We start from the raw sequence: 20,837 nt of genomic DNA on the forward strand, positions 1-20,837 counted from the left end.
TGGCATCTGGCTCTGAAGGCTTAGTCCGTTGAGTTCTCAGGGTAAGTGAAGGCGGCAATTTAACCCATCCCCAGTCATTGAGTTGACTCAGTGACTGGGGTCAGTGAAGACCGTCAACACAGCAACAACGTGAAAGATGCAGAGGCTGGGGGAGCTATGGGCTACTTTATTGACCGACGACTTAACGGTAAGAATAAAAGCATGGTTAATCGCCAGCGCTTTTTGCGCCGCTATAAGTCGCAGATTAAACAATCGATTTCCGATGCCATCAATAAAAGGTCGGTGACTGATATTGAGAGTGGCGAGTCTGTCTCAATACCTATTGACGATATCAATGAACCGATGTTCCATCAGGGCCGGGGCGGATTGCGTCATCGTGTGCACCCCGGCAATGACCATTTTGTTACCAATGACCGTGTGGAGCGCCCTCAAGGGGGTGGGGGCGGTGGAGGTAGCGGTCAAGGTAATGCCAGTCAAGATGGTGAAGGTGAGGATGAATTTGTCTTTCAAATTTCCAAAGACGAATATCTCGATTTATTGTTTGAAGATCTCGCTCTACCTAACTTGAAAAAAAATCAGTACAAGCAACTGACGGAATTTAAAACCCATCGTGCGGGTTATACCTCCAATGGGGTGCCGGCCAATATTAGTGTGGTACGTTCACTACAAAACTCACTGGCGCGTCGTACTGCCATGACTGCCAGCAAACGCCGTGAACTGCGGGAGTTGGAAGAAACTCTCGCCGTGTTGGAAAACTCAGAACCCGCGCAATTGTTGGAAGAAGAGCGCGTTCGTAAAGCCATTGCGGAATTAAAACAGAAGATAGCCCGCGTACCTTTTATTGATACTTTCGATTTGCGTTATAAAAACTATGAACGACGCCCTGAACCATCAAGTCAGGCAGTTATGTTCTGCCTGATGGATGTGTCAGGCTCGATGGATCAGGCCACCAAGGATATGGCGAAACGGTTCTATATCTTGCTGTATCTTTTCTTAAGTCGTACTTATAAAAACGTCGATGTCGTTTATATTCGCCACCATACGCAGGCCAAAGAAGTGGACGAGCAGGAGTTTTTCTATTCGCAAGAAACCGGTGGGACTATTGTATCCAGTGCACTGAAACTGATGGATGAAGTGGTTCAAGAGCGCTATGACCCGGCACAATGGAATATATACGCCGCCCAAGCGTCTGATGGCGATAACTGGGCCGATGACTCGCCATTGTGTCATGAATTATTGGCGAGAAAAATTTTGCCTGTGGTGCGTTACTACAGCTATATCGAGATAACACGCCGTGCCCATCAAACACTGTGGCGAGAGTACGAGGACCTGCAAGCAAACTACGAGAATTTTGCTATGCAGCATATACGTGAACCTGAAGATATTTATCCCGTCTTTCGTGAGTTGTTCCATAAACAGACCGTTGATAACTGATAGCAGCCCTACCCAGCCGGTTAACTCTTTCTATGACAGAAATAGCTTTCCGGCTTTTTCATGGGCTAAAATCACCCTACCTTCATTATTCTCAGAACTTACCCATGAAATGGCATGATGGATTACGACAACCCGGCGTCGCCGCTGCATTAATTGCCGCAGTACTGTTCGGTGCGGGCACCCCGCTGGCAAAACAGTTGCTGAATACCGTCAGCCCGTGGTTATTGGCGGGTTTGCTGTATCTAGGTTCTGGCGTTGGTTTGGCGCTTTATCGAGCCATAACCCGGCAGGCCGCTGTACACCTGCCTCGAAACGAACGCCTGTGGTTTATCGGTGCCATTACCTCTGGAGGCGTTATTGCTCCAGTGCTGCTGATGGTTGGCCTGACCGGGATGCCTGCATCCGGTGCATCATTGTTACTCAATGCCGAGGGGGTATTTACCGCCCTACTTGCCTGGTTTGCTTTCAAAGAGAATTTTGACCGCCGTATTGCCTTAGGCATGGTGGTCATTGTGGCTGGTGCTGCTATTTTAAGCTGGCCCGGAGAAGCTCAATTTTCCGGATTGTGGCCCACGCTGGCTATTTTAGGAGCCTGCTTTGCCTGGGGGATTGATAACAACCTGACACGTAAAGTCTCGCTGACCGATGCCACCTGGATTGCCGCTGTCAAAGGGTTGGTAGCCGGCGTGGTGAACCTTGCTTTGGCTTTCGCGCTCGGGGCAACATTACCACCGCTGATAAATTTAGCTGGTGCACTGTTAGTGGGATTTTTTGCGTATGGCGTCAGTCTGGCACTGTTTGTGATTGGTTTGCGCCATCTTGGCACCGCGCGGACGGGGGCTTATTTCTCCATCGCTCCATTTTTAGGTGCAGTATTGGCCGTTGCTATGGGCGACACCATTACCTTGCCTTTGGTTATCGCAGGCTTGTTGATGGCGATAGGGATTTGGCTACATCTTACCGAACAGCATGAGCATCAACATCATCATAGTGACTTGATACATGAGCACGAGCATCTGCATGATGAACATCACCAGCATTCACATGACTTTCCTGTTAACCCGAATGAGCCACATAAGCACCGTCATCAGCACCAGCCGCTGGCGCATTCTCATCCCCATTTTCCAGATTCACACCACCGTCATAAACATTAGTTTCCCTATTTATATAAAAAGGCTTTTATAAAACACCACTTTTACGGATATTTAATAGGATAAATATCAGTTTGTAAGTTGCCATCAGCATAATTTACCAATTAAAACTAAAATACAGATGAGCTGCATCAGAGAGATTTCTAAAAATAACAAACGACTATGGTGAAACTATTAATATGTATAATTATTTTATCTGTCGTCATTTTTAAAACAATAAAATGGTTTTAAAAGATCACCTAAAATCATCGGTTTATCTCTACAAGCAAATCATCTAATATAAGAATATTCTTATTCGCATGTGTTGTAGAGAAAACTGTGCGCCTCCTACTTTCACTGACACTATTCTTATCATTCATCCCTGTATCTCAGGCGGTGTATAACCCAAAAGAATATAATATTTGGTATATTCATGGCGGCGTTTTATACGGGGCGACTCAAACAGAAGACGAGGAGCCAGTACTTATCAGTATTGCTGGCCCCACAACAGATTGGGCAAATATGGTGATTTCATTGATGAGTCATGAGCCTTGTGACCCTACGAAAGTCACGACGAAATTTGCCTTCAATAACGATATGCTCACGGTAGAATATCGCTGTTTAAAAGCCGCAGATCACACAGTAAGCAGCTATACCCTGCATGATGCAGTCAAAGTCAATCAACTCTATAACCAACTGAAATCAGGTTTTACTGTCACGCTGGATAAGCGCATTAAAGTGTGGGCGGCAAATATCGCCACCCCTAAAAATAGTGACTGACAGTGTTAATCCTGATTTATCGATCATCCAGTTGACTAAAACGCGACTCGAGATAATCAAGCACACTGCGTACCGATGGCAGCAGTCCACGCCGTGAAGGAAATACCGCATGGATGATTTCGTGGCGCTACGACCAATCAGGTAATAAACGAATCAGTGAACCTGAGGCCAGTTGTTCAGTCACCATCATGACCGGAAGCTGCACCGCACCGACACCACGGAGTGCGGCACTGCGCAATGTGGTCATCTCTGCCGTCACCAGCCGCGGTTGATGGTAAATGGCAGCATGTGCCCCCTCTGGCCCATCTAAATTCCAGATAAACTCCTGCTGCGGTTGCCCTAATCCCAGACTTGGCCATCCGGTCAAATCAGCCGGTACCTTTACCTCACCTTGACGTGCTATCAGTTCAGGGCTAGCCACTAAGCACTGGCAGCGATTACCTAAGATTTTCAATACCAGATCACTGTCTTGCAGCGGCGGTGGCCGGACACGAATAGCAATATCAATAGCTTCTGCTACGGGATCAACCTGCCGATTCGTGGATTCAAGGTGAATCGTCACCAAAGGGCACGTGGCCATAAAATCGGCCAATATGGTACTGACTGTTGCCTGTAACAGAGCCACAGGGCAAGTCATTCGAACGATGCCCCGTGGCTCTGCCCTCGTTAAGTCGATTGATTCCTGTGCTGCTTTAGCTTCCTCCAACATCGCCTTGCAATGTTCGTAATAGGTACGCCCAACATCAGTAACAGCGAAACGCCGAGTTGACCGCTGGATTAGTCGCACACCCAGCCGCTCCTCCAACAAAGCCAGCCGCCGACTCAGCTTTGACTTTGGCAACCCCAATGCTCTGGCGGCCGCACTGAAACCACCATGTTCCACAACCTCAGCGTAATAATAGAGATCATTGAGATCTTGCACACTCAGCCCCTAGATTATCGATAACCATCTGTCTCATTGTTCCAATAATAGGACACTGATAACCAATTTTGCTATCTACTGCTTGGATTATTGCAGATATATACTTTCCTCAACTGGTCGCAAGAGCTGTTGAACATAGAGCGACCGTCCCTAATTGAGGAGAAAACAGATGAAAAAAGTCCAAGGTATTTATCGTGCGCCACGGCAACATTGGGTAGGTGATGGTTTCCCGGTACGCTCACTGTTTTCATACCAAAGCCATGGTAAACAACTCAGCCCTTTCCTACTGCTGGACTATGCTGGGCCGATGGATTTTACTGCCACCCAGCATCGCCGCGGTGTCGGGCAACATCCACATCGTGGCTTTGAAACTGTCACTATTGTTTATCACGGTGAAGTCGAACACCGGGATTCCACCGGTAAAGGCGGTGTTATTGGCCCAGGTGATGTGCAATGGATGACGGCGGGCGGCGGGATTCTGCATGAAGAGTTTCATTCCGATGCATTTGCGCGGCGTGGTGGAGCCTTTGAAATGGTGCAATTGTGGGTCAATTTGCCAGCAAAGGATAAAATGACAGCCCCAGGCTATCAGGCGATCCGCAGTGAAACCATTCCTCAAGTCGCACTACCCGATGCCGCCGGTAACCTGCGCGTCATCGCCGGCGAATATGATGGTGAACACGGCCCAGCTAACACATTTTCACCGCTGAACGTATGGGATATCCGGCTGAATCAGGGAAAAAGTGCCGAATTCTCACTGCCTGATGGCTGGAACACCGCTCTGATAGTGTTGCGAGGCACTGTGCAGGTCAATGGTGATGCGATTGCTCGTGATGCGGAAATGGTGTTACTGGACTCTGTGGGCAGCAATGTCACCGTCGAGGCCAACAATGATGCAGTGCTGTTATTACTCAGTGGTGAACCAATCGATGAGCCTATTATCGGTTACGGGCCCTTTGTCATGAACACACAGCAGCAAATAGCCGAAGCTATCGAGGATTTCAATAGTGGTCGCTTTGGCTCAATGGATAACCACGCATAATCTTGTTCTACTGGCCATGGCCTGACTGCACAATTGTCAGGTCATGGCATTTTACTTTTAGCCCAATAGCGATACTTTAATCAAACCATTTGTCGCTCACGCCTGACGATAAATCACCCTTTTCCTCTCTGGTTATCAACTAAACTTATTACTGTATCGAGCTTATAAAAACAACATTGAAATAAATAAGACTACGGTGTTTTTTTAACATTCCGATTATTTATCCACACATTAATATTTGTCATTTATCCTATTTTATTTACTCATAAATAATGATATTTCAATAAACAGTAGCAATGACTTTATTTAACCAAATAATGACTGCCAAGCGCTTCTTTTACATAGGAATTTATTATGAAGCCAGAAAATACAGCAATATCGCAAGATGCAACGCAGTCTGAATACAACGAAAATAGCGCATTATTAAGTGCTCTGGACCGCTCATTAGCCATTATTGAGTTTGATCTTTCCAGTCGTATTATTGCTGTTAATCAAAACTATCTTGATTATTTTGGTTATCAACGTGATGAAGTCATTGGTCAGCACCATCTTATGTTTTGCCCTCCGGATTATGCCACCAGCAAAGAATATCAAACACTTAAAGAACATTTACATGCTGGAGAATCTCAAGAAGGTACATTTGAACGGCGGCACAAAGATGGGTCAACAGTCTGGTTGGCTGCGATTTATCAACCTGTAGCAGGCCCCGATGGCACATTGACTCGTATGGTAAAAATTGCCAAAGACATTACTTTTTTAATTGAACAACAAAAAGCCACACAAGAATGGGTACAGCTACTGACTCAATTAACTGATCGCAGCGACAGCGCCATGTTTATTGCCGCCAATAGTGAGCATGGACAACAAGCCGTGTATATCAATCAGGGATTCACGAAGCTATTTGGTTATACCCCTGAGCAAGCTCTGGGACAGAACATGGTCGATCTGCTGCAAAGCGCGCATCCAGAACAACTGGCATTAATGGGTTCAACATCAACGGATGCACGCCAACAACTCTTGCCACAAGAACTGTTCTACAGCCAAGACCGCCAACCCCATTGGTGTTCGGCCATTATTAACTCGTTGGTTAATGAGCACGGTGAACAAAGTTATAGCATCGGGGTATTAACCGATATCACCCTGACCAAAATGTACGAAGTGCTGCAATATAAGGTATTAGAAGCGTTGGTGCGAGAGCGCCCTCTCGAGGAAGTCATGTCATTGCTGTGCCACGAAGTTGAGCGTATCGCCCCAGAGGTGACCGCCAGTATTTTGCTTGCCACAGGGACTGATATGCTAAGTCATCTTGCTGCCCCTAGCCTACCGCTCAGTTACACCGCAATGCTTGCCAATGTTCCTATCGGACCATTAGCCGGTTCTTGCGGTACTGCCGCATTTCGCAAAGCCCCCGTCGAAGTACAGGATATCGCCACAGACCCATTGTGGGAAAACTACCGGCATCTCATTCTACCTCACGGGTTTTTGGCGTGCTGGTCAACCCCTATCCTGTCGAGCCAAGGCGATATTCTGGGGACATTCGCTTTTTATTACAAACAGATACAAGGCCCAAGCCTATTTCACCGTCAATTGGTCAAACTCATTGCCAATTTATGTTCGCTCGCAATGGAGCGGGAGCTTTCACGCAAGCAGATTCAGCATTTAGCGTTTTATGATTCATTGACCGGGCTACCTAACCGCAGCCAGTTCTTAGTTTACGCCAAACAAGCCATTGCGCTGGCAAATGAAGTTAGCCATTCGTTGGCCGTATTAGTGATTAATCTTGACCGCTTCAAGCAGGTTAATGACTCGCTTGGCCATGCGGCTGGTGATGAACTTCTGGCGGTAATTGCACAACGCCTGCGAGATGAATTGCCAAAAAGTGACATTATTGGCCGCCTATCTGGTGATGAATTCATTATTATTCTGGCATCGTGCACCGTGCAGCAAGCCACCGTAAAAGTTGAGAAAATGCTCAGTTTGCTGGCTCAACCTTGTCTGATAGCCAACGTCAATATTATTCCTTCTGCCAGTATTGGGATCAGCTTATATCCAGAAAATGGTCAAGAAATGGATACGCTGATGAACCATGCCGATATTGCGATGCATAAAGCCAAGAATATGGGGACCGGACACTTTAATTTCTTCAGCGTGGAAATGAATAATCTCAATCAACAACGCCAAGATATGGAGGATGCCCTACGCCACGCATTCCATATTGGCTCCCTTGAGCTATTTTATCAGCCACAAGTGATGTTGAAAGACGGGCATCTATACGGTGTAGAAGCACTTAGCCGCTGGATTCATCCGGTGTTGGGGAATATCCCACCGCAACGCTTTATTCCTATTGCCGAAGAGAGTGGGCTGATTAATGAGCTCTCCCTATGGGCTATCGAAACGGCTTGTCAGCAGTTGGCGGACTGGCGTCTACGGGGCATTGACGTACCCTCGGTGTCAGTGAATTTGTCACCGACCAATTTTCACAACCCGGGTCTGCCGGATATGATTGCGCATATTTTGCAGCACTACCATTTACCGCCGCAGGATCTGACATTAGAGATTACCGAAGATATCTTGATTGAAAATAATCTGGCCATTTTCACTACCATCGAAAAAATTCATCGATTGGGCGTGAGATTGTCAATGGATGACTTTGGTACAGGATATTCTAGTCTGAGCTATTTACGCCGTCTGGATCTTGATGAAATCAAACTGGATAAAAGTTTTGTCCATGACCTTGAACATGATGAAACCAGCCGCACCCTGAGCGAAGCCGTAATACGCATTGGCGAAAGCTTGCAACTTTCAGTTATCGTTGAGGGCGTTGAAAATGAAGCTCAACGCACATTATTGAGCCGACAGGGCTATCAGATTGGTCAAGGGTTCCTCTTCTCTGAGGCCCTGCCTGCCGTCAAACTGGAGAAGTGGCTAGCACATCGGGCGACACCTTAATTGATCTTAGATACACATAAGTGACATTGTCACTTTAGATGATTTGGTAGTACACAACCTTTTCATTTGTCGGCAAATTCTTTATCCTTGCCGCCTGTGTCATTTGGATGTTGTTTTGTTGTTATGCAAAAATTTCTCTTCTTGCTGTTAAGCCTGATTCTGCTAGGCCCACTGGGCATAGATCTCTATCTACCAACGATTCCCGCCATAGCCAAAGGGCTTAATAGCAGTGAGTCACTGATCCAATCCACCATTGCCTTATTTATTCTCGTCCTGGGGATCGGCCAACTGATTGCCGGCCCTCTAGTGGATAAATATGGTCGTAAACCGATAGCTATTATTGGCATTGTCCTCTACATGCTTGGTGCCATTATGGCCGCTCTAGCCGTCAGCCCCTTGATGTTTGTCAGCTCGCGCCTGCTGCAAGGTGTTGCCGTTTGCTGTACTGCAGTGGTGGCATTCAGTGGCGTCCGCGACCGTCTCAATGGTAATGAGGCCGCCCGTGCCTTTGGCTTCCTTAATGGCACGTTAAATATTGTTCCGGCATTAGCGCCACTGCTTGGGGGGCTATTGGCCGAAGCTTTTGGCTGGCGAGCACCTTTCTGGTTCTTGGCGCTGTATGGATTGTTGGTACTCATTCTTATCATTATTTTCCTGCCAGAAACCCGCCCGGCAGATACGCAGCCAGTGAAGAGTTTGCCGATTAAAAATTATTTGCGCATCTTACGTGACGACCGTTTCTTGATTTTCTCGCTGGTAAACGCCGGGGCTATGGGCATGGCATTAACCTATGTCTCACTGGCACCAAATGTGTTGATGGTAGGCGCTGGACTCAGCCCATTGCAATTCTCATTAGTATTTGGTGCCAATGGTTTTTGGATTATGGCCGTTAGCTTCTTTGCCAATCGAATTATCCAGAAAGTCGGCCGACCAACGTGTCTGATGACCGGTAGTTTACTGATGGCATTGGGTTGCCTGGGGTTATTATTTGGCCTGACTCAACTGTCAGTAGAGACACAGCATCACTGGCTGGTTTACATGTTACCGGTCGCCAGCGCCTGCGCCGGTTTGGCCTTTATGATGGGGCCGGCGACCAGTTATGCACTGGAACCTTATGCTAATGAAGCCGGTGTCGCTTCAGCATTGGTCGGGTTCGTACAGATGGCGGGTGGCGCCGGATTGGGCCTACTGGCAATGGCTCTGCCCATTGAGCCTAAACTCTCACTGGCTATCGTTATGCTGGCTGGTTGCTTACTTGCATGGCTAGCGCGCCGTACCAGTAAACATATGCGTGGGACCTTGCAGAAAATAAACTAGAAGCCTGCACGCATAGCCATTGGCGTCGTCGCAAAGCCGCAAAAAAATCCCGATGAGCTTACCCAAGTAAGTGATTCGGGGTTGCCCTACCACTGCGTCAAGGGTACAAAGTCACTGGCACTCGGCTAGCCAGTGCACACATCAATTCATACCCCACAGTCCCAGCGGCTTTCGCCACATTGTCTATAGGCAGATTTTCACCCCAAATCTCAACTTTGCTACCAATTTGCGCATGCGGACACGCGGTTAAATCCACCGTCAGCATATCCATCGAAATCGCCCCAACAGTATGCGTCAATAAGCCATCCACTCGGATAGGTGTCCCACTCGGTGCCAGTCGTGGATAACCATCAGCGTAACCACAGGCCACTACACCAATTCGCTGCGCGCCACTGGCGGTGTAGCGACTGCCATACCCCACCGAATGCCCCGAAGACAATGACTGTACCGCTATGATTTCACTGTTCAGATTCATCACCGGACGCAGACCAATGCCCGCAATATCGGCTGTATCGCCGCTGGGCGATGCACCATAGAGAATAATGCCGGGACGAACCCAGTCATAGTGAGTCTCTGGATTACGCAGTATTGCCGCTGAATTTGCAAAGCAGCGTGTTGCGGCAAGATGCTCACTGGCTTGCTGAATCACGGAAAATTGAGTCTGTGCACCAATATGATTATCTGCATTGGCGAAGTGGCTCATTAAGGTTACCTCAGCCACATTGCTCAAGCTTTTCGCCCATTGCCAAACAGCATCCACCTGCCCGATGGGAAAACCTAAGCGATTCATACCGCTATTGAGTTTTAAATAAATATTAAGGGGAGTAGACAAGCGTGCAGTTTTAATCGCTTCAAGTTGCCAGTCACTGTGCACCGCTGTGGTTAGGCGATAATGGTCCAACACTTTCAGGTCTTGCGGCTGAAAGAACCCTTCGAGTAACAAAATAGGCCCTTGCCAGCCCTGCTCACGTAGCAGCACGGCCTCATTCAAATCCAGTAATGCAAACCCATCGGTTGCCGCAAGCCCTTGCCAGATACGCGCCAGACCATGACCATAGGCATTAGCTTTAACAACGGACCAAATTTTTGCTGTTTTGGCGTAGCCCCGAACAATATTCAGATTGTGTTGCAGTGCAGATAAATTCAGTGAGGCAGAGATCGGGCGAGGCATGCTTATTCCTTTCAGATAAATTCATTGCTTCACAGCCCGGCACTCCGCAGAGCTGTGACTATCAACAAGTGCCTTAGCGAACAGGATGAATATCGTGTAAAGGCGCGGTATTCAATGGCCGAAAGCCAGCGTTATAACGTGATACCGCAAGATCATCAGCTAAGATTGCCGGGCGGCGGCCATACATAATATCGGCCAATAATTGACCGGAACCACAAGCCATGGTCCATCCCAAGGTGCCGTGCCCCGTATTGAGGTAGAGGTTTTTGAGAGAAGTTCGCCCGACGATAGGCGTGCCATCCGGTGTCATTGGGCGCAGGCCAGCCCAGAACGTAGCCTGACTGATGTTCCCTCCGTGGGGATACAAATCACTGACTACCATTTCCAGTGTTTCACGTCGTGCTTGTGCCAATTGCGTATTGAACCCTACGATTTCCGCCATACCACCAACGCGAATACGATCGTCAAAACGGGTAATAGCAATCTTGTAGGTCTCATCCAATACCGTGGAAAATGGTGCAGATGCGGGATCAGTAATCGGAATGGTCAGTGAGTATCCTTTAAGCGGGTAAACAGGAATCGACACTAACCCGGCCAATAACGCTGTCGAGTAGGCACCAAAAGCAACGACATAGGCATCCGCCTTGATAATGTCATCACCGCACAGTACACCTGCAATCTGGTCACCCTCCACCAACAACTTATCGACCGAGCGGTTAAACATAAATTTCACCCCAGCCTGTTCAGCCATTTTGGCCAATCGTTCCGTAAATAGCTGACAGTCACCGGTTTCATCATTAGGCAGACGTAACCCCCCCGTCAGCTTATGCGCGACCTTAGCTAATGCAGGCTCGACAGTCGCTAATTGGTCAGCGGTGAGCAGAGAATATGGCACGCCCGCATCATCTAATACCGCGATATCTTTAGTGGCATTATCAAATTGCTGCTCGGTACGAAACAATTGCAACGTTCCCCCCTGACGCCCCTCATATTGAATGCCGGTATCTGCACGTAGGTCTTTTAAACAATCACGGCTGTATTCTGCCAACCGCACCATTCGGCTTTTGTTAATCATGTAGTGGGATGTGTCGCAGTTTCTTAACATTTGCCACATCCAGCGCAATTGGAATGCACTGCCATCGAGATGAATTGCGAGCGGCGCATGGCGCTGGAACATCCATTTAATCGCTTTCAGTGGCACGCCCGGTGCAGCCCAAGGGGCAGCGTACCCCGGTGATATTTGGCCCGCATTGGCTGCACTGGTCTCCTGCGCAGGTCCCGACTGGCGATCAATCACGGTGACATCATGACCGTCTTTGGCCAAGTACCAAGCGCTGGCAACGCCCACCACACCACTTCCTAAAATGACAATGCGCATATCATCCCACTCCGAAATCATACCAAAAGCATAATATTCTGTTGACAGAAAATTAACCCAGCAGAAAAAACTATCCAACACATTAATTATAGACTGTGACATTATTCACAATTAATTTACGGCGCAATGACTTCCCAATTCAATAGCGTCAGAGAAATAGCGATAAGATGCTATTTTTTACCCATTACGCGAAATAAAGACTGAAAATCGACCTAATTATCCTTATTTACAGCATGAATAATTGGCATATTGTATAAATGAAAGTTATTAGATTATTGTTCTGATTAACCGGCAAATAAACAGAATAATAATCTAATAAATTGTCATTTAAGATTATTGATTCAATTGATAAAAAATAATCTATATTGACATAAGGTCTTGCCATGCCTCAGTTTGTTCATATTGAGCTAGGATTATTGAAGTGACCGGTATTTTGCAGGGTTATAAAACCGTGAGGATGCGCTAATGACAACTTCAACACCGAAACACACCGCGCAAGATAAGCGCCTGACTGACGGCCCGGACTGGACATTTGAGTTGTTACAGGTCTATCTGGATCAAATAGACAAAGTGGCAAAACATTACCGTCTAGATACTTATCCTCATCAAATAGAGGTGATTACCTCAGAACAAATGATGGATGCCTACTCAAGTATCGGCATGCCAATTAATTACACGCACTGGTCTTTCGGTAAGAAATTTATCGAAACCGAGCAAAAATATAAGCATGGACAGCAAGGGTTGGCTTATGAAATTGTGATTAACTCCAACCCTTGTATTGCTTATTTAATGGAAGAAAATACCATTACTATGCAAGCCTTAGTCATGGCGCATGCTTGCTATGGTCATAATTCTTTCTTTAAGAATAACTATTTATTCCGAGCATGGACCGATGCCAGCTCCATCGTTGATTACCTGTTATTTGCCCGTCATTACATCAGTGAATGCGAAGAACGCTATGGTGTAGAAGAAGTTGAGCGGCTACTGGACTCTTGCCATGCGTTGATGAATTACGGAGTAGACCGTTATAAACGCCCGCAAAAAATTTCATTGGTTGAAGAAACTGCGCGCCAAAAAAGTCGTGAGGAGTATCTGCAAAGCCAAGTCAATTCTTTGTGGAAAACCCTACCCCGCAAGGACAGAGAAGAAGTGCAAGCTCAGGCTCAACGCTACCCAAGCGAGCCGCAAGAAAACCTACTCTATTTCATGGAAAAAAATGCCCCATTGCTGGAATCATGGCAACGCGAAGTGCTGCGCATTGTTCGTAAAGTCAGCCAATATTTTTATCCACAAAAACAAACCCAAGTGATGAATGAAGGCTGGGCGACTTTCTGGCATTACACCATTCTTAACCATCTGTATGATGAAGGTCAGGTCACCGACCGGTTCATGATGGAGTTTTTGCACAGCCATACTAATGTTGTCTATCAGCCGCCGTATAACAGCCCTTATTACAACGGCATTAACCCTTATGCTCTTGGCTTTGCTATGTTTCAGGACATCAAACGTATTTGCCTTTCCCCAACGGAAGAAGATTATTATTGGTTCCCTGATATCGCAGGGAAAGATTGGTTGGATACACTGCATTTTGCCATGCGTGATTTTAAAGACGAGAGTTTCATCAGCCAATTCTTATCACCCAAAGTGATGCGTGACTTCCGTCTCTTTACTGTGCTGGATGATGATAAGAATAATTATCTGGAAATCTCAGCTATTCATAATGAGGAAGGCTATCGTGCCATCCGCAATGAATTGTCTGCTCAATATAATTTAAGCAATCATGAACCTAACATTCAGGTCTGGAACGTGGATTTACGTGGGGACCGGTCCCTGACGTTGCGCTATATTCCGCATGACCGAGCACCACTGGATAAAAGCCGCCAACAAGTGATGAAACATATTCATCGGCTTTGGGGATTTGATATTCACATGGAGCAGTTGAATGATGATGGCAGTATTGAACTGCTCGATAGCATCCCGCAGAGAACCAATAAGCTCTAAACAAGTTCAACGCGGCTAATTCTCATCAAAAAGGGGCACTATATGCCCCTTTTGTTTTTCGGTTTTGCCGCCTTTCTCTAGCGGCGAGCTTCAGCCAAATCACTTGGCATGGTGCCCTGCATACTGTGCCAGATAGCACCACTCTCTTTACCATAGGTTCGCAGACATTCAACAACCTGCTCATGCCCTTTCTCATCACACAGTGTCGACAACTTGCTATAAAACGTCAGTGCCAACTTACGCGCTTCTGGATTCGAGAAGTAATAACGCCCTACGCGAGTATAAAGCCCTTTCAACCCATTGAGAATCAAACCATAAATCGGGTTGCCGGAGGCAAATGCCAACCCACGGAAAATGCCATAATCCAGTGCAGTAAATGCTTCTGAATTATCATCGACCGTCTGTGCTTGAGCCAGAATTTCCTGCGCTTTTTCTGGATGATTGCGAATGGCTGTGCGCACAAAAATTGTCGCGATATTTGTTCGAACAGCCAGTAAGTTGTCTATCAATTGTGGAACGCTGTCGTGGTCAAGCCGCGCCAGTGTTTCCAAGATATTAAGACCGGACGTCTCCCAAAAGTTGTTTACTTTCGTCGGTTTACCATGCTGAATAGTGAGCCAGCCATCGCGGGCTAACCGTTGCAGCACTTCGCGCAATGTTGTGCGGGTAACTCCAATTAGCTCTGAAAGTTCACGCTCCGCGGGCAAAATAGTGCCTGGAGGGAAGCGATTATTCCAAATACTTTCAATAATATACTCTTCCGCGAAACCGGCAGGACTTTGCGCCTTTATAACCATATTTTTTGACGTTCCGTAGCGATACATATCAGCAATTTAGTGCGCTCATCATACCAGACGACTCTATTCTGATATAGCTCCAGAGCCGAACAAATGGTGAAAGCAGTCATAAAGTTGCAAAAATTGCGCAGATGCAATGATGAGCAGATTATACATATTGCTTTTAGGTCGATAACGTAAAGTAAAATGTAACTTTGAACAGTAATAGCACCATAATCATTTATGAAGGAGACCACGACCCACAATGGATATGACCATTAGACAAGCCATACTCAGGAATTTTCTTGGAAGTTCACCCGACTGGTACAAACTGGCCATCATAGGGTTCCTTATTATCAACCCTTTGGTGTTCTTCTTTGTCAGCCCGTTCCTCGCAGGCTGGATGTTGGTTATTGAGTTTATCTTTACCTTGGCGATGGCACTAAAATGCTATCCCTTACAACCCGGTGGTTTATTGGCTATTCAAGCCGTAGCGATCGGTATGACCAGCCCACATCAGGTTGCAGAAGAAATTGCTAATAATTTGGAAGTCCTGTTGCTGTTGGTGTTTATGGTCGCAGGTATTTACTTTATGAAGCAGTTATTGCTGTTTGTTTTTACTAAACTGCTGCTAAATATCCGTTCAAAAATCATTCTCTCGTTAGCTTTTTGTCTCGCTTCAGCCTTTCTCTCCGCCTTCCTGGATGCTTTAACTGTCATCGCGGTAGTCATTAGCGTATCTGTCGGTTTTTATACTATTTATCACCATGTAGCATCCAATCACGCTGATAAAGACATAAATGATGACAGTTGGATAGACAGTCAGGAAAACCGTAAAACACTAGAGCAGTTTCGGGCGTTTTTACGCAGTCTGATGATGCATGCTGGTGTGGGTACGGCTCTGGGTGGGGTGATGACCATGGTAGGTGAACCACAAAACCTGATTATCGCCAAAAGTGCAGGCTGGCATTTTGCCGATTTCTTTATGCGCATGTTGCCTGTTACTCTGCCGGTACTGTGTTGCGGATTATTGGTTTGTCTGCTGGTCGAGCGTTTTAAATTGTTTGGCTATGGCGCTGAACTCCCTGAGCGCGTTCGTCAGGTTTTGACTGATTATGATAAACAAACCAGTGAAAAACGCACCCAGCAAGAAAAAGTCAAACTGTGGGTACAAGCACTGATCGGTGTTTGGCTTGTGCTAGCACTGGCATTGCATTTGGCTGAAGTTGGCTTGGTGGGGCTGTCGGTGATTATTCTTGCAACTTCACTTTGCGGCATCACCAATGAACATACGCTGGGTAAGGCGTTTCAGGAAGCCCTGCCGTTTACCGCATTACTCACCGTATTTTTCGCTGTGGTCGCGGTTATTATTGAGCAAAGTTTATTCACACCTATTATTCAATTCGTTTTGCAATCTTCGCCGTCAGCTCAATTATCGCTGTTTTATCTGTTTAACGGCTTGCTGTCGTCGGTATCAGACAATGTCTTTGTCGGCACGGTGTATATTAATGAAGCGCGAAAGGCATTTGAGCATGGCATCATTTCACTCCAGCAATTTGAGCTACTGGCTGTCGCCATCAATACCGGAACTAACTTGCCATCTGTCGCCACGCCAAATGGTCAGGCTGCATTCTTGTTCCTGTTAACCTCAGCACTCGCTCCACTTATTCGCCTATCCTATGGTCGTATGGTATACATGGCTCTGCCATATACTATCGTAATGACTGTTGTCGGTTTGTTGGGCGTTGAGTTTTTGTTGGTTCCCATGACGGAATGGATGACGCAAAGTGGCTGGATAAGTTTACCTCATATTGCAGAAGGGGTTAGCATCACGCACTGATGACTTGCATTATTGTCTCTGCCAGCCCTACACTTTCTTTCGCCGCGAAAGGTGACCTAAAAGCCAACGTCATGCATATTGACCGACGATGGGGATAATCTTCGAGGGATTCGGGGCTGGCAAGACAAACCAATATCTCATCCAAAGCAAAATTTATACCCGTGACAGCCTGTCATTCGCGAGAAATCGCTGATTTTTGCCTAATTTTACCTTTGGGTGGCTGGCAGCAAAGATGAATTGGTTTACACTGCCGGTACAATTGCTTACTGCATGGAAAATAAAGATATGTTGCAATTCCTTAACCGCTGCTCTAAAGGGCGCGGTGCTTGGCTATTACTGGCCCTGACTGCACTTGCATTAGAATTAGTTGCGCTCTATTTTCAGCACGTAATGTTGCTTCAACCTTGCGTGATGTGTATTTATGAACGGGCCGCATTATTTGGTATCCTGGGTGCCGCGTTATTAGGGGCTATTGCGCCTAAATCACCCTTACGTTATCTGGCTATTTTCATCTGGATTTACAGTGCTTGGAAAGGAGTTCAGTTAGCCTGGACACATACGATGCTACAACTGCATCCGTCCCCATTCACCACCTGTGATTTCTTTGTAAGCTTCCCTTCTTGGTTACCATTGGATAAGTGGTTCCCGGCTATTTTTGTTGCCAGCGGTGATTGTGCTGTCAAACAATGGGAATTCCTGACATTAGAAATGCCACAGTGGTTGGTGGGTATCTTCGCTGCTTACTTATTGATCTCAGTGCTCGTCTTGATTAGCCAATTTGTTAAGCCAAAAAGACGCGATCTTTTTAGCCGATAAGTCCCATACATATCTTTATCTATTTAAGACGCCATATGATGTGGCGTCTTTTTTATTTCTGTCCGCGCTTTTGACATAAAAAAGGCCGCCCTAAGGCAGCCTTTTTTCACACTAATTATCAACGAATTAAGCTTTAGTGTGCGTACAAATATATTGATTAGCTTGCTCACCATCAACAACCGCCAAGCGAATTGGCAGCGCAGAAATATTGAGGGACGCAATAACCTGCTCCTCGCTACTGGCCTTTTGGAAGATTAGCGACTCACCCTGACCTTCTGGATTAACTTTTACAAACTTAAACACCGACTTATCAATGGTTAATTGTTGGTTCGGACCATCTAATACCGCAGTAAGATTCCCGCCATCCTTCAATTCGCAATCAAGATTAATTAATGATGCGCCAGCCGCTTGAGCCTGATGTGAAACGCTACCTAATGTAGCGGATAAGCCGATGATAACAGCGGCTAATGTTGAATATTTCATATTTTAAGTTTCTTCGTTAGATACGGCGTATGTCAGCCAAATCTGGCTTATTAATAGGTAAGTATTATCTGGCCCACTGCGGTTTATTCAGAATATGATCTTGCCAGTCAATGACTTCACTCTCGCGAACGGCAATATGACGCACCGAAATCCGCTCACCATGCATGGCTGATTTCGACCCTGTCAACAGGGGGTGCCAACTCGGTAAATCTTGTCCCTCACCGATTAAACGATAGGCACAAGTGGGTGGCAACCAATCAAAAGTGACCAAATTTTCGCGGGTTAACTTGATGCAATCTTCTTCTAATTCAAAGCGACGCTCATAGTTACGGCACTGGCAGGTTTTAATATTGAGCTGATCACAGGCCACATTGGTGAAATAAATTTCATCAGTGTCCTCATCAATCAACTTATTCAAACAGCATTGACCGCATCCGTCGCACAGTGATTCCCATTCGCTATCTGACATCTCAGCGAGTGTTTTTTGTTGCCAAAATGGACGTTGCGACATATCGGTATCCGGTGTGGTTAATGAACGTGCAGTTAATAAGCATATAGCTAAATGAGCGGGTCGTTATAGACGCTTTGGCTACCAGATGCAAGTATTTGCCGCCCAACCACAAGGACAGGCGGCCTAAACTACTTTAGATTATACGGGTACTCATCGTCTTGTCATTGAGCTTAATCGTTAGCATATCGCCCGATATCATTGGCCCAACCCCCTGCGGAGTTCCCGTCAACACAACGTCGCCTGCACGTAATGTAAAGAAACGACTGATATAGCTTATCAATGGGATGATCGGGGTGATCATATCGCGGGTATTACCCTGCTGGCGGATGTCCCCGTTAATGGTCAGGGATAAATCAGCATCTTGCGCATCGCCGAACTCAGCGACTGGAATAAAACCGGAAATTGGGCATGAGCCATCAAAGGCTTTCGCTTTTTCCCACGGTTGCCCAGCTTTTTTCAAACCTGCCTGTAATTCACGCAGAGTTAAATCCAATGCCACACCATAACCGGCAATAGCACGCGCCACTCTATCTTCACTGGCTTGCTTTAATGGCGTGCCAATCAGAACAGCCAACTCCACTTCATGGTGTACAGCACCAAAATCTTTCGGAATGGCGACCGGCTGGCGAAGATCGCATAATGCCGTTTCTGGTTTGATAAACAGCACCGGTTCCGCCGAGGCCGTACTCCCCATTTCTTTAATATGCTCGGCATAGTTACTGCCAACGCAAACCACTTTATTTACTGGAAAATCCAGCAAAGACCCTTGCCAGTCTCTATGTTGATACATACTGCCTCTCCTGAATTCACATCCTGATAGACACGACACCGCGGTCATTTTAACCACAGACATTATTGACCAACACTATCGGCCATCATACCAATGCTGATGGCAAAATAGTAAGAGCGGTTCCAGTGCATAATGGTCCGAAAATTATCATAAACCAGAAATGCCCGCCCTTGCACATCATCGGGAACGATCACCCAAGCACGTAACTCAGGGTGAGTGATCTTCTTCCCAGATACAGGTTTGATACCAAGCCGCTGCCATTGCCCGATAGTCTTGGCTTGATTATCTTTCAAACCCGCCAGAGCAACATTGAACCCTTTTGGCAACTGTACTTCTTGCCCCCAACCTATCCCTGATGTCCAACCTTCAGTAGATAGATAGTTGGCAGTTGAAGCAAATACATCATCAATATTATTCCAAATATCGATTTTACCGTCACCATCACCGTCAGCACCATAATTCAGGAAAGAACTGGGCATAAATTGACTTTGTCCCATAGCTCCAGCCCATGACCCCTTCAATTGCGGGTCTTCCACTCGACCTTGTTGGATAATCTTGAGTGCGGCCATCAGTTCTTTAGTAAAGAATGCTTCTCGCCGGCCTTCAAATGCTAGTGTCGAGAGCGCAGAAATGACGTCTTCTTTACCTTGAATTTTACCAAAGCCACTTTCTAGCCCCCAAAGCGCAACAATATAGCGCTCTGGTACGCCATAACGTGCCGTCGCTTGTGATAACTGGGGCTGATAGCGCCGATAAATTGCCTTACCTTGCTCTATTTTTTTAGCCGTCAGAACCTTAGACAGATAATCATCTAATGTGACTTTCTTTTCTAGTTGGTTACGATCAGATTGAATCACCCGGTCAACAAAATGAATATTCGCAAATGCAATATCCAACGTCGCGCGACTGATCCCTTGCGCACGAGCATGCGCTTTCAACTGTTCGACATAAGCCGGGAACTGAGCCGGATCCCGACCTTGCTGAGAGAGCGTTGTTGTAGTGCTGTTCTTATTGACAGAAGCCGCGGCTGCAGCGCCTGAATCAGCCTCAACTTGTTGGGCGCTCGGCTGGGTTGGTATCGGGGCCGCGGCATTCTTACTGGAACATCCTACAGAGATGACTGTCGTCACAGCAATGGCAATTATTGACAGTTTCATCGTCACGTTCCTTTATAAAACAGGGGATTATGCCTTGATTTCACCCAAATGCATTTTTAGCAAACTTTCTGGTGGCGGTGGGACTTGCAGATAAAAACCCTGCTCGACAAGCGCATTCTTCACTTTCTCAATATCGGCTGTCGCCAAGCTTTTTCGCTCGTTTAATGAAAGTAACATCGCAAATTGCGGTTGACCAAAACTGGCCAGTAGCTCCGCAGGAACTCTTGAGAAATCATCTTTCTTTTCAATATAAAGGTAGGTCTGATCCCGTTTCGGGCTTCGGTAGATAGCACAAAGCATGTTCTGGACTCTGGTTGGTAAATTCAATAATAAAATTGCA

Annotated in this window: 17 protein-coding genes and 1 pseudogene; 9 read left to right on the forward strand and 9 right to left on the reverse strand. The window is 46.5% G+C overall.

Annotated features, from left to right (window positions below; translation table 11 throughout):
- The first annotated feature begins 156 nt into the window (after nucleotides 1-156).
- From HUZ92_RS19965 to HUZ92_RS19975, 3 genes are all read left to right on the forward strand, one after another.
- Nucleotides 157-1,434: a YeaH/YhbH family protein gene (locus HUZ92_RS19965; protein ID WP_050101902.1), complete on the forward strand. Its 1,278-nt coding sequence runs from the start codon at nucleotides 157-159 to the stop codon at nucleotides 1,432-1,434.
- A 104-nt stretch (nucleotides 1,435-1,538) separates the two neighbouring features.
- Entirely contained in the window at nucleotides 1,539-2,588 is a 1,050-nt protein-coding gene (locus HUZ92_RS19970; RefSeq protein ID WP_050101890.1) for a DMT family transporter, read from the forward strand.
- 315 nt (nucleotides 2,589-2,903) lie between these two features.
- Nucleotides 2,904-3,344 carry a hypothetical protein gene (locus tag HUZ92_RS19975; protein ID WP_235896974.1) on the forward strand — a complete coding sequence of 147 codons (441 nt, stop codon included), beginning with the start codon at nucleotides 2,904-2,906 and terminating at the stop codon, nucleotides 3,342-3,344.
- Nucleotides 3,345-3,360: 16 nt separating this feature from the next.
- Here the strand turns inward: HUZ92_RS19975 and HUZ92_RS19980 are convergent.
- Nucleotides 3,361-4,266: pseudogene (locus tag HUZ92_RS19980) on the reverse strand (LysR family transcriptional regulator).
- A gap of 169 nt (nucleotides 4,267-4,435) precedes the next feature.
- On the opposite strand from HUZ92_RS19980, the gene HUZ92_RS19985 reads away from it, so the two are divergent.
- From HUZ92_RS19985 to HUZ92_RS19995, 3 genes are all read left to right on the forward strand, one after another.
- On the forward strand, nucleotides 4,436-5,308 hold the full coding sequence (locus HUZ92_RS19985; protein ID WP_050101893.1) for a pirin family protein: 873 nt from the start codon (nucleotides 4,436-4,438) through the stop codon (nucleotides 5,306-5,308).
- A 354-nt stretch (nucleotides 5,309-5,662) separates the two neighbouring features.
- On the forward strand, nucleotides 5,663-8,257 hold the full coding sequence (locus HUZ92_RS19990) for a sensor domain-containing protein (RefSeq protein WP_050140587.1): 2,595 nt from the start codon (nucleotides 5,663-5,665) through the stop codon (nucleotides 8,255-8,257).
- Nucleotides 8,258-8,380: 123 nt separating this feature from the next.
- The gene (locus HUZ92_RS19995) at nucleotides 8,381-9,574 is read left to right on the forward strand and encodes a multidrug effflux MFS transporter (RefSeq protein WP_050101895.1); all 1,194 of its coding nucleotides are present in this window, start codon (nucleotides 8,381-8,383) and stop codon (nucleotides 9,572-9,574) included.
- A gap of 97 nt (nucleotides 9,575-9,671) precedes the next feature.
- Here the strand turns inward: HUZ92_RS19995 and dadX are convergent, their stop codons facing one another.
- Nucleotides 9,672-10,745, reverse strand: a complete 1,074-nt coding sequence (gene dadX, locus HUZ92_RS20000; RefSeq protein WP_050140586.1) for a catabolic alanine racemase DadX — start codon at nucleotides 10,743-10,745, stop codon at nucleotides 9,672-9,674.
- A gap of 73 nt (nucleotides 10,746-10,818) precedes the next feature.
- On the reverse strand, nucleotides 10,819-12,123 hold the full coding sequence (locus tag HUZ92_RS20005; RefSeq protein ID WP_050296434.1) for a D-amino acid dehydrogenase: 1,305 nt from the start codon (nucleotides 12,121-12,123) through the stop codon (nucleotides 10,819-10,821).
- 465 nt (nucleotides 12,124-12,588) lie between these two features.
- Between HUZ92_RS20005 and HUZ92_RS20010 the strand changes: the two genes are divergently transcribed.
- Nucleotides 12,589-14,124: a SpoVR family protein gene (locus HUZ92_RS20010; protein ID WP_145579415.1), complete on the forward strand. Its 1,536-nt coding sequence runs from the start codon at nucleotides 12,589-12,591 to the stop codon at nucleotides 14,122-14,124.
- Nucleotides 14,125-14,201: 77 nt separating this feature from the next.
- On the opposite strand, the gene fadR is transcribed toward HUZ92_RS20010, so the two are convergent.
- Entirely contained in the window at nucleotides 14,202-14,921 is a 720-nt protein-coding gene (gene fadR, locus HUZ92_RS20015) for a fatty acid metabolism transcriptional regulator FadR (RefSeq protein WP_050140585.1), read from the reverse strand.
- A gap of 244 nt (nucleotides 14,922-15,165) precedes the next feature.
- Here fadR and nhaB point away from each other — a divergent pair, with 244 nt between their 5' ends.
- The gene (gene nhaB, locus HUZ92_RS20020) at nucleotides 15,166-16,740 is read left to right on the forward strand and encodes a sodium/proton antiporter NhaB (protein WP_050101239.1); all 1,575 of its coding nucleotides are present in this window, start codon (nucleotides 15,166-15,168) and stop codon (nucleotides 16,738-16,740) included.
- 285 nt (nucleotides 16,741-17,025) lie between these two features.
- Nucleotides 17,026-17,556: a disulfide bond formation protein DsbB gene (dsbB, locus tag HUZ92_RS20025; protein WP_050101273.1), complete on the forward strand. Its 531-nt coding sequence runs from the start codon at nucleotides 17,026-17,028 to the stop codon at nucleotides 17,554-17,556.
- A gap of 126 nt (nucleotides 17,557-17,682) precedes the next feature.
- Here the strand turns inward: dsbB and HUZ92_RS20030 are convergent, their stop codons facing one another.
- The 5 genes from HUZ92_RS20030 to HUZ92_RS20050 form a co-directional block, all read right to left on the reverse strand.
- Nucleotides 17,683-18,039, reverse strand: coding sequence for a hypothetical protein (locus tag HUZ92_RS20030; RefSeq protein WP_050101238.1), 357 nt, complete (start codon nucleotides 18,037-18,039; stop codon nucleotides 17,683-17,685).
- Between the two features lie 64 nt (nucleotides 18,040-18,103).
- Entirely contained in the window at nucleotides 18,104-18,550 is a 447-nt protein-coding gene (locus HUZ92_RS20035; protein ID WP_050101172.1) for a YcgN family cysteine cluster protein, read from the reverse strand.
- A gap of 133 nt (nucleotides 18,551-18,683) precedes the next feature.
- Nucleotides 18,684-19,340, reverse strand: coding sequence for a fumarylacetoacetate hydrolase family protein (locus HUZ92_RS20040; RefSeq protein WP_050101171.1), 657 nt, complete (start codon nucleotides 19,338-19,340; stop codon nucleotides 18,684-18,686).
- Between the two features lie 62 nt (nucleotides 19,341-19,402).
- Nucleotides 19,403-20,497 (reverse strand): lytic murein transglycosylase, encoded by a 1,095-nt coding sequence (locus HUZ92_RS20045; protein WP_050101170.1) that lies wholly within the window; start codon nucleotides 20,495-20,497, stop codon nucleotides 19,403-19,405.
- A 27-nt stretch (nucleotides 20,498-20,524) separates the two neighbouring features.
- A complete protein-coding gene (locus tag HUZ92_RS20050) occupies nucleotides 20,525-20,797 on the reverse strand; it encodes a YcgL domain-containing protein (protein ID WP_145579413.1) in 273 nt (90 codons plus the stop codon).
- Nucleotides 20,798-20,837 lie beyond the last annotated feature (40 nt).

Source organism: Yersinia vastinensis (assembly GCF_902726565.1).
In the GTDB taxonomy this organism is placed as follows: Bacteria; Pseudomonadota; Gammaproteobacteria; order Enterobacterales; family Enterobacteriaceae; genus Yersinia; species Yersinia vastinensis.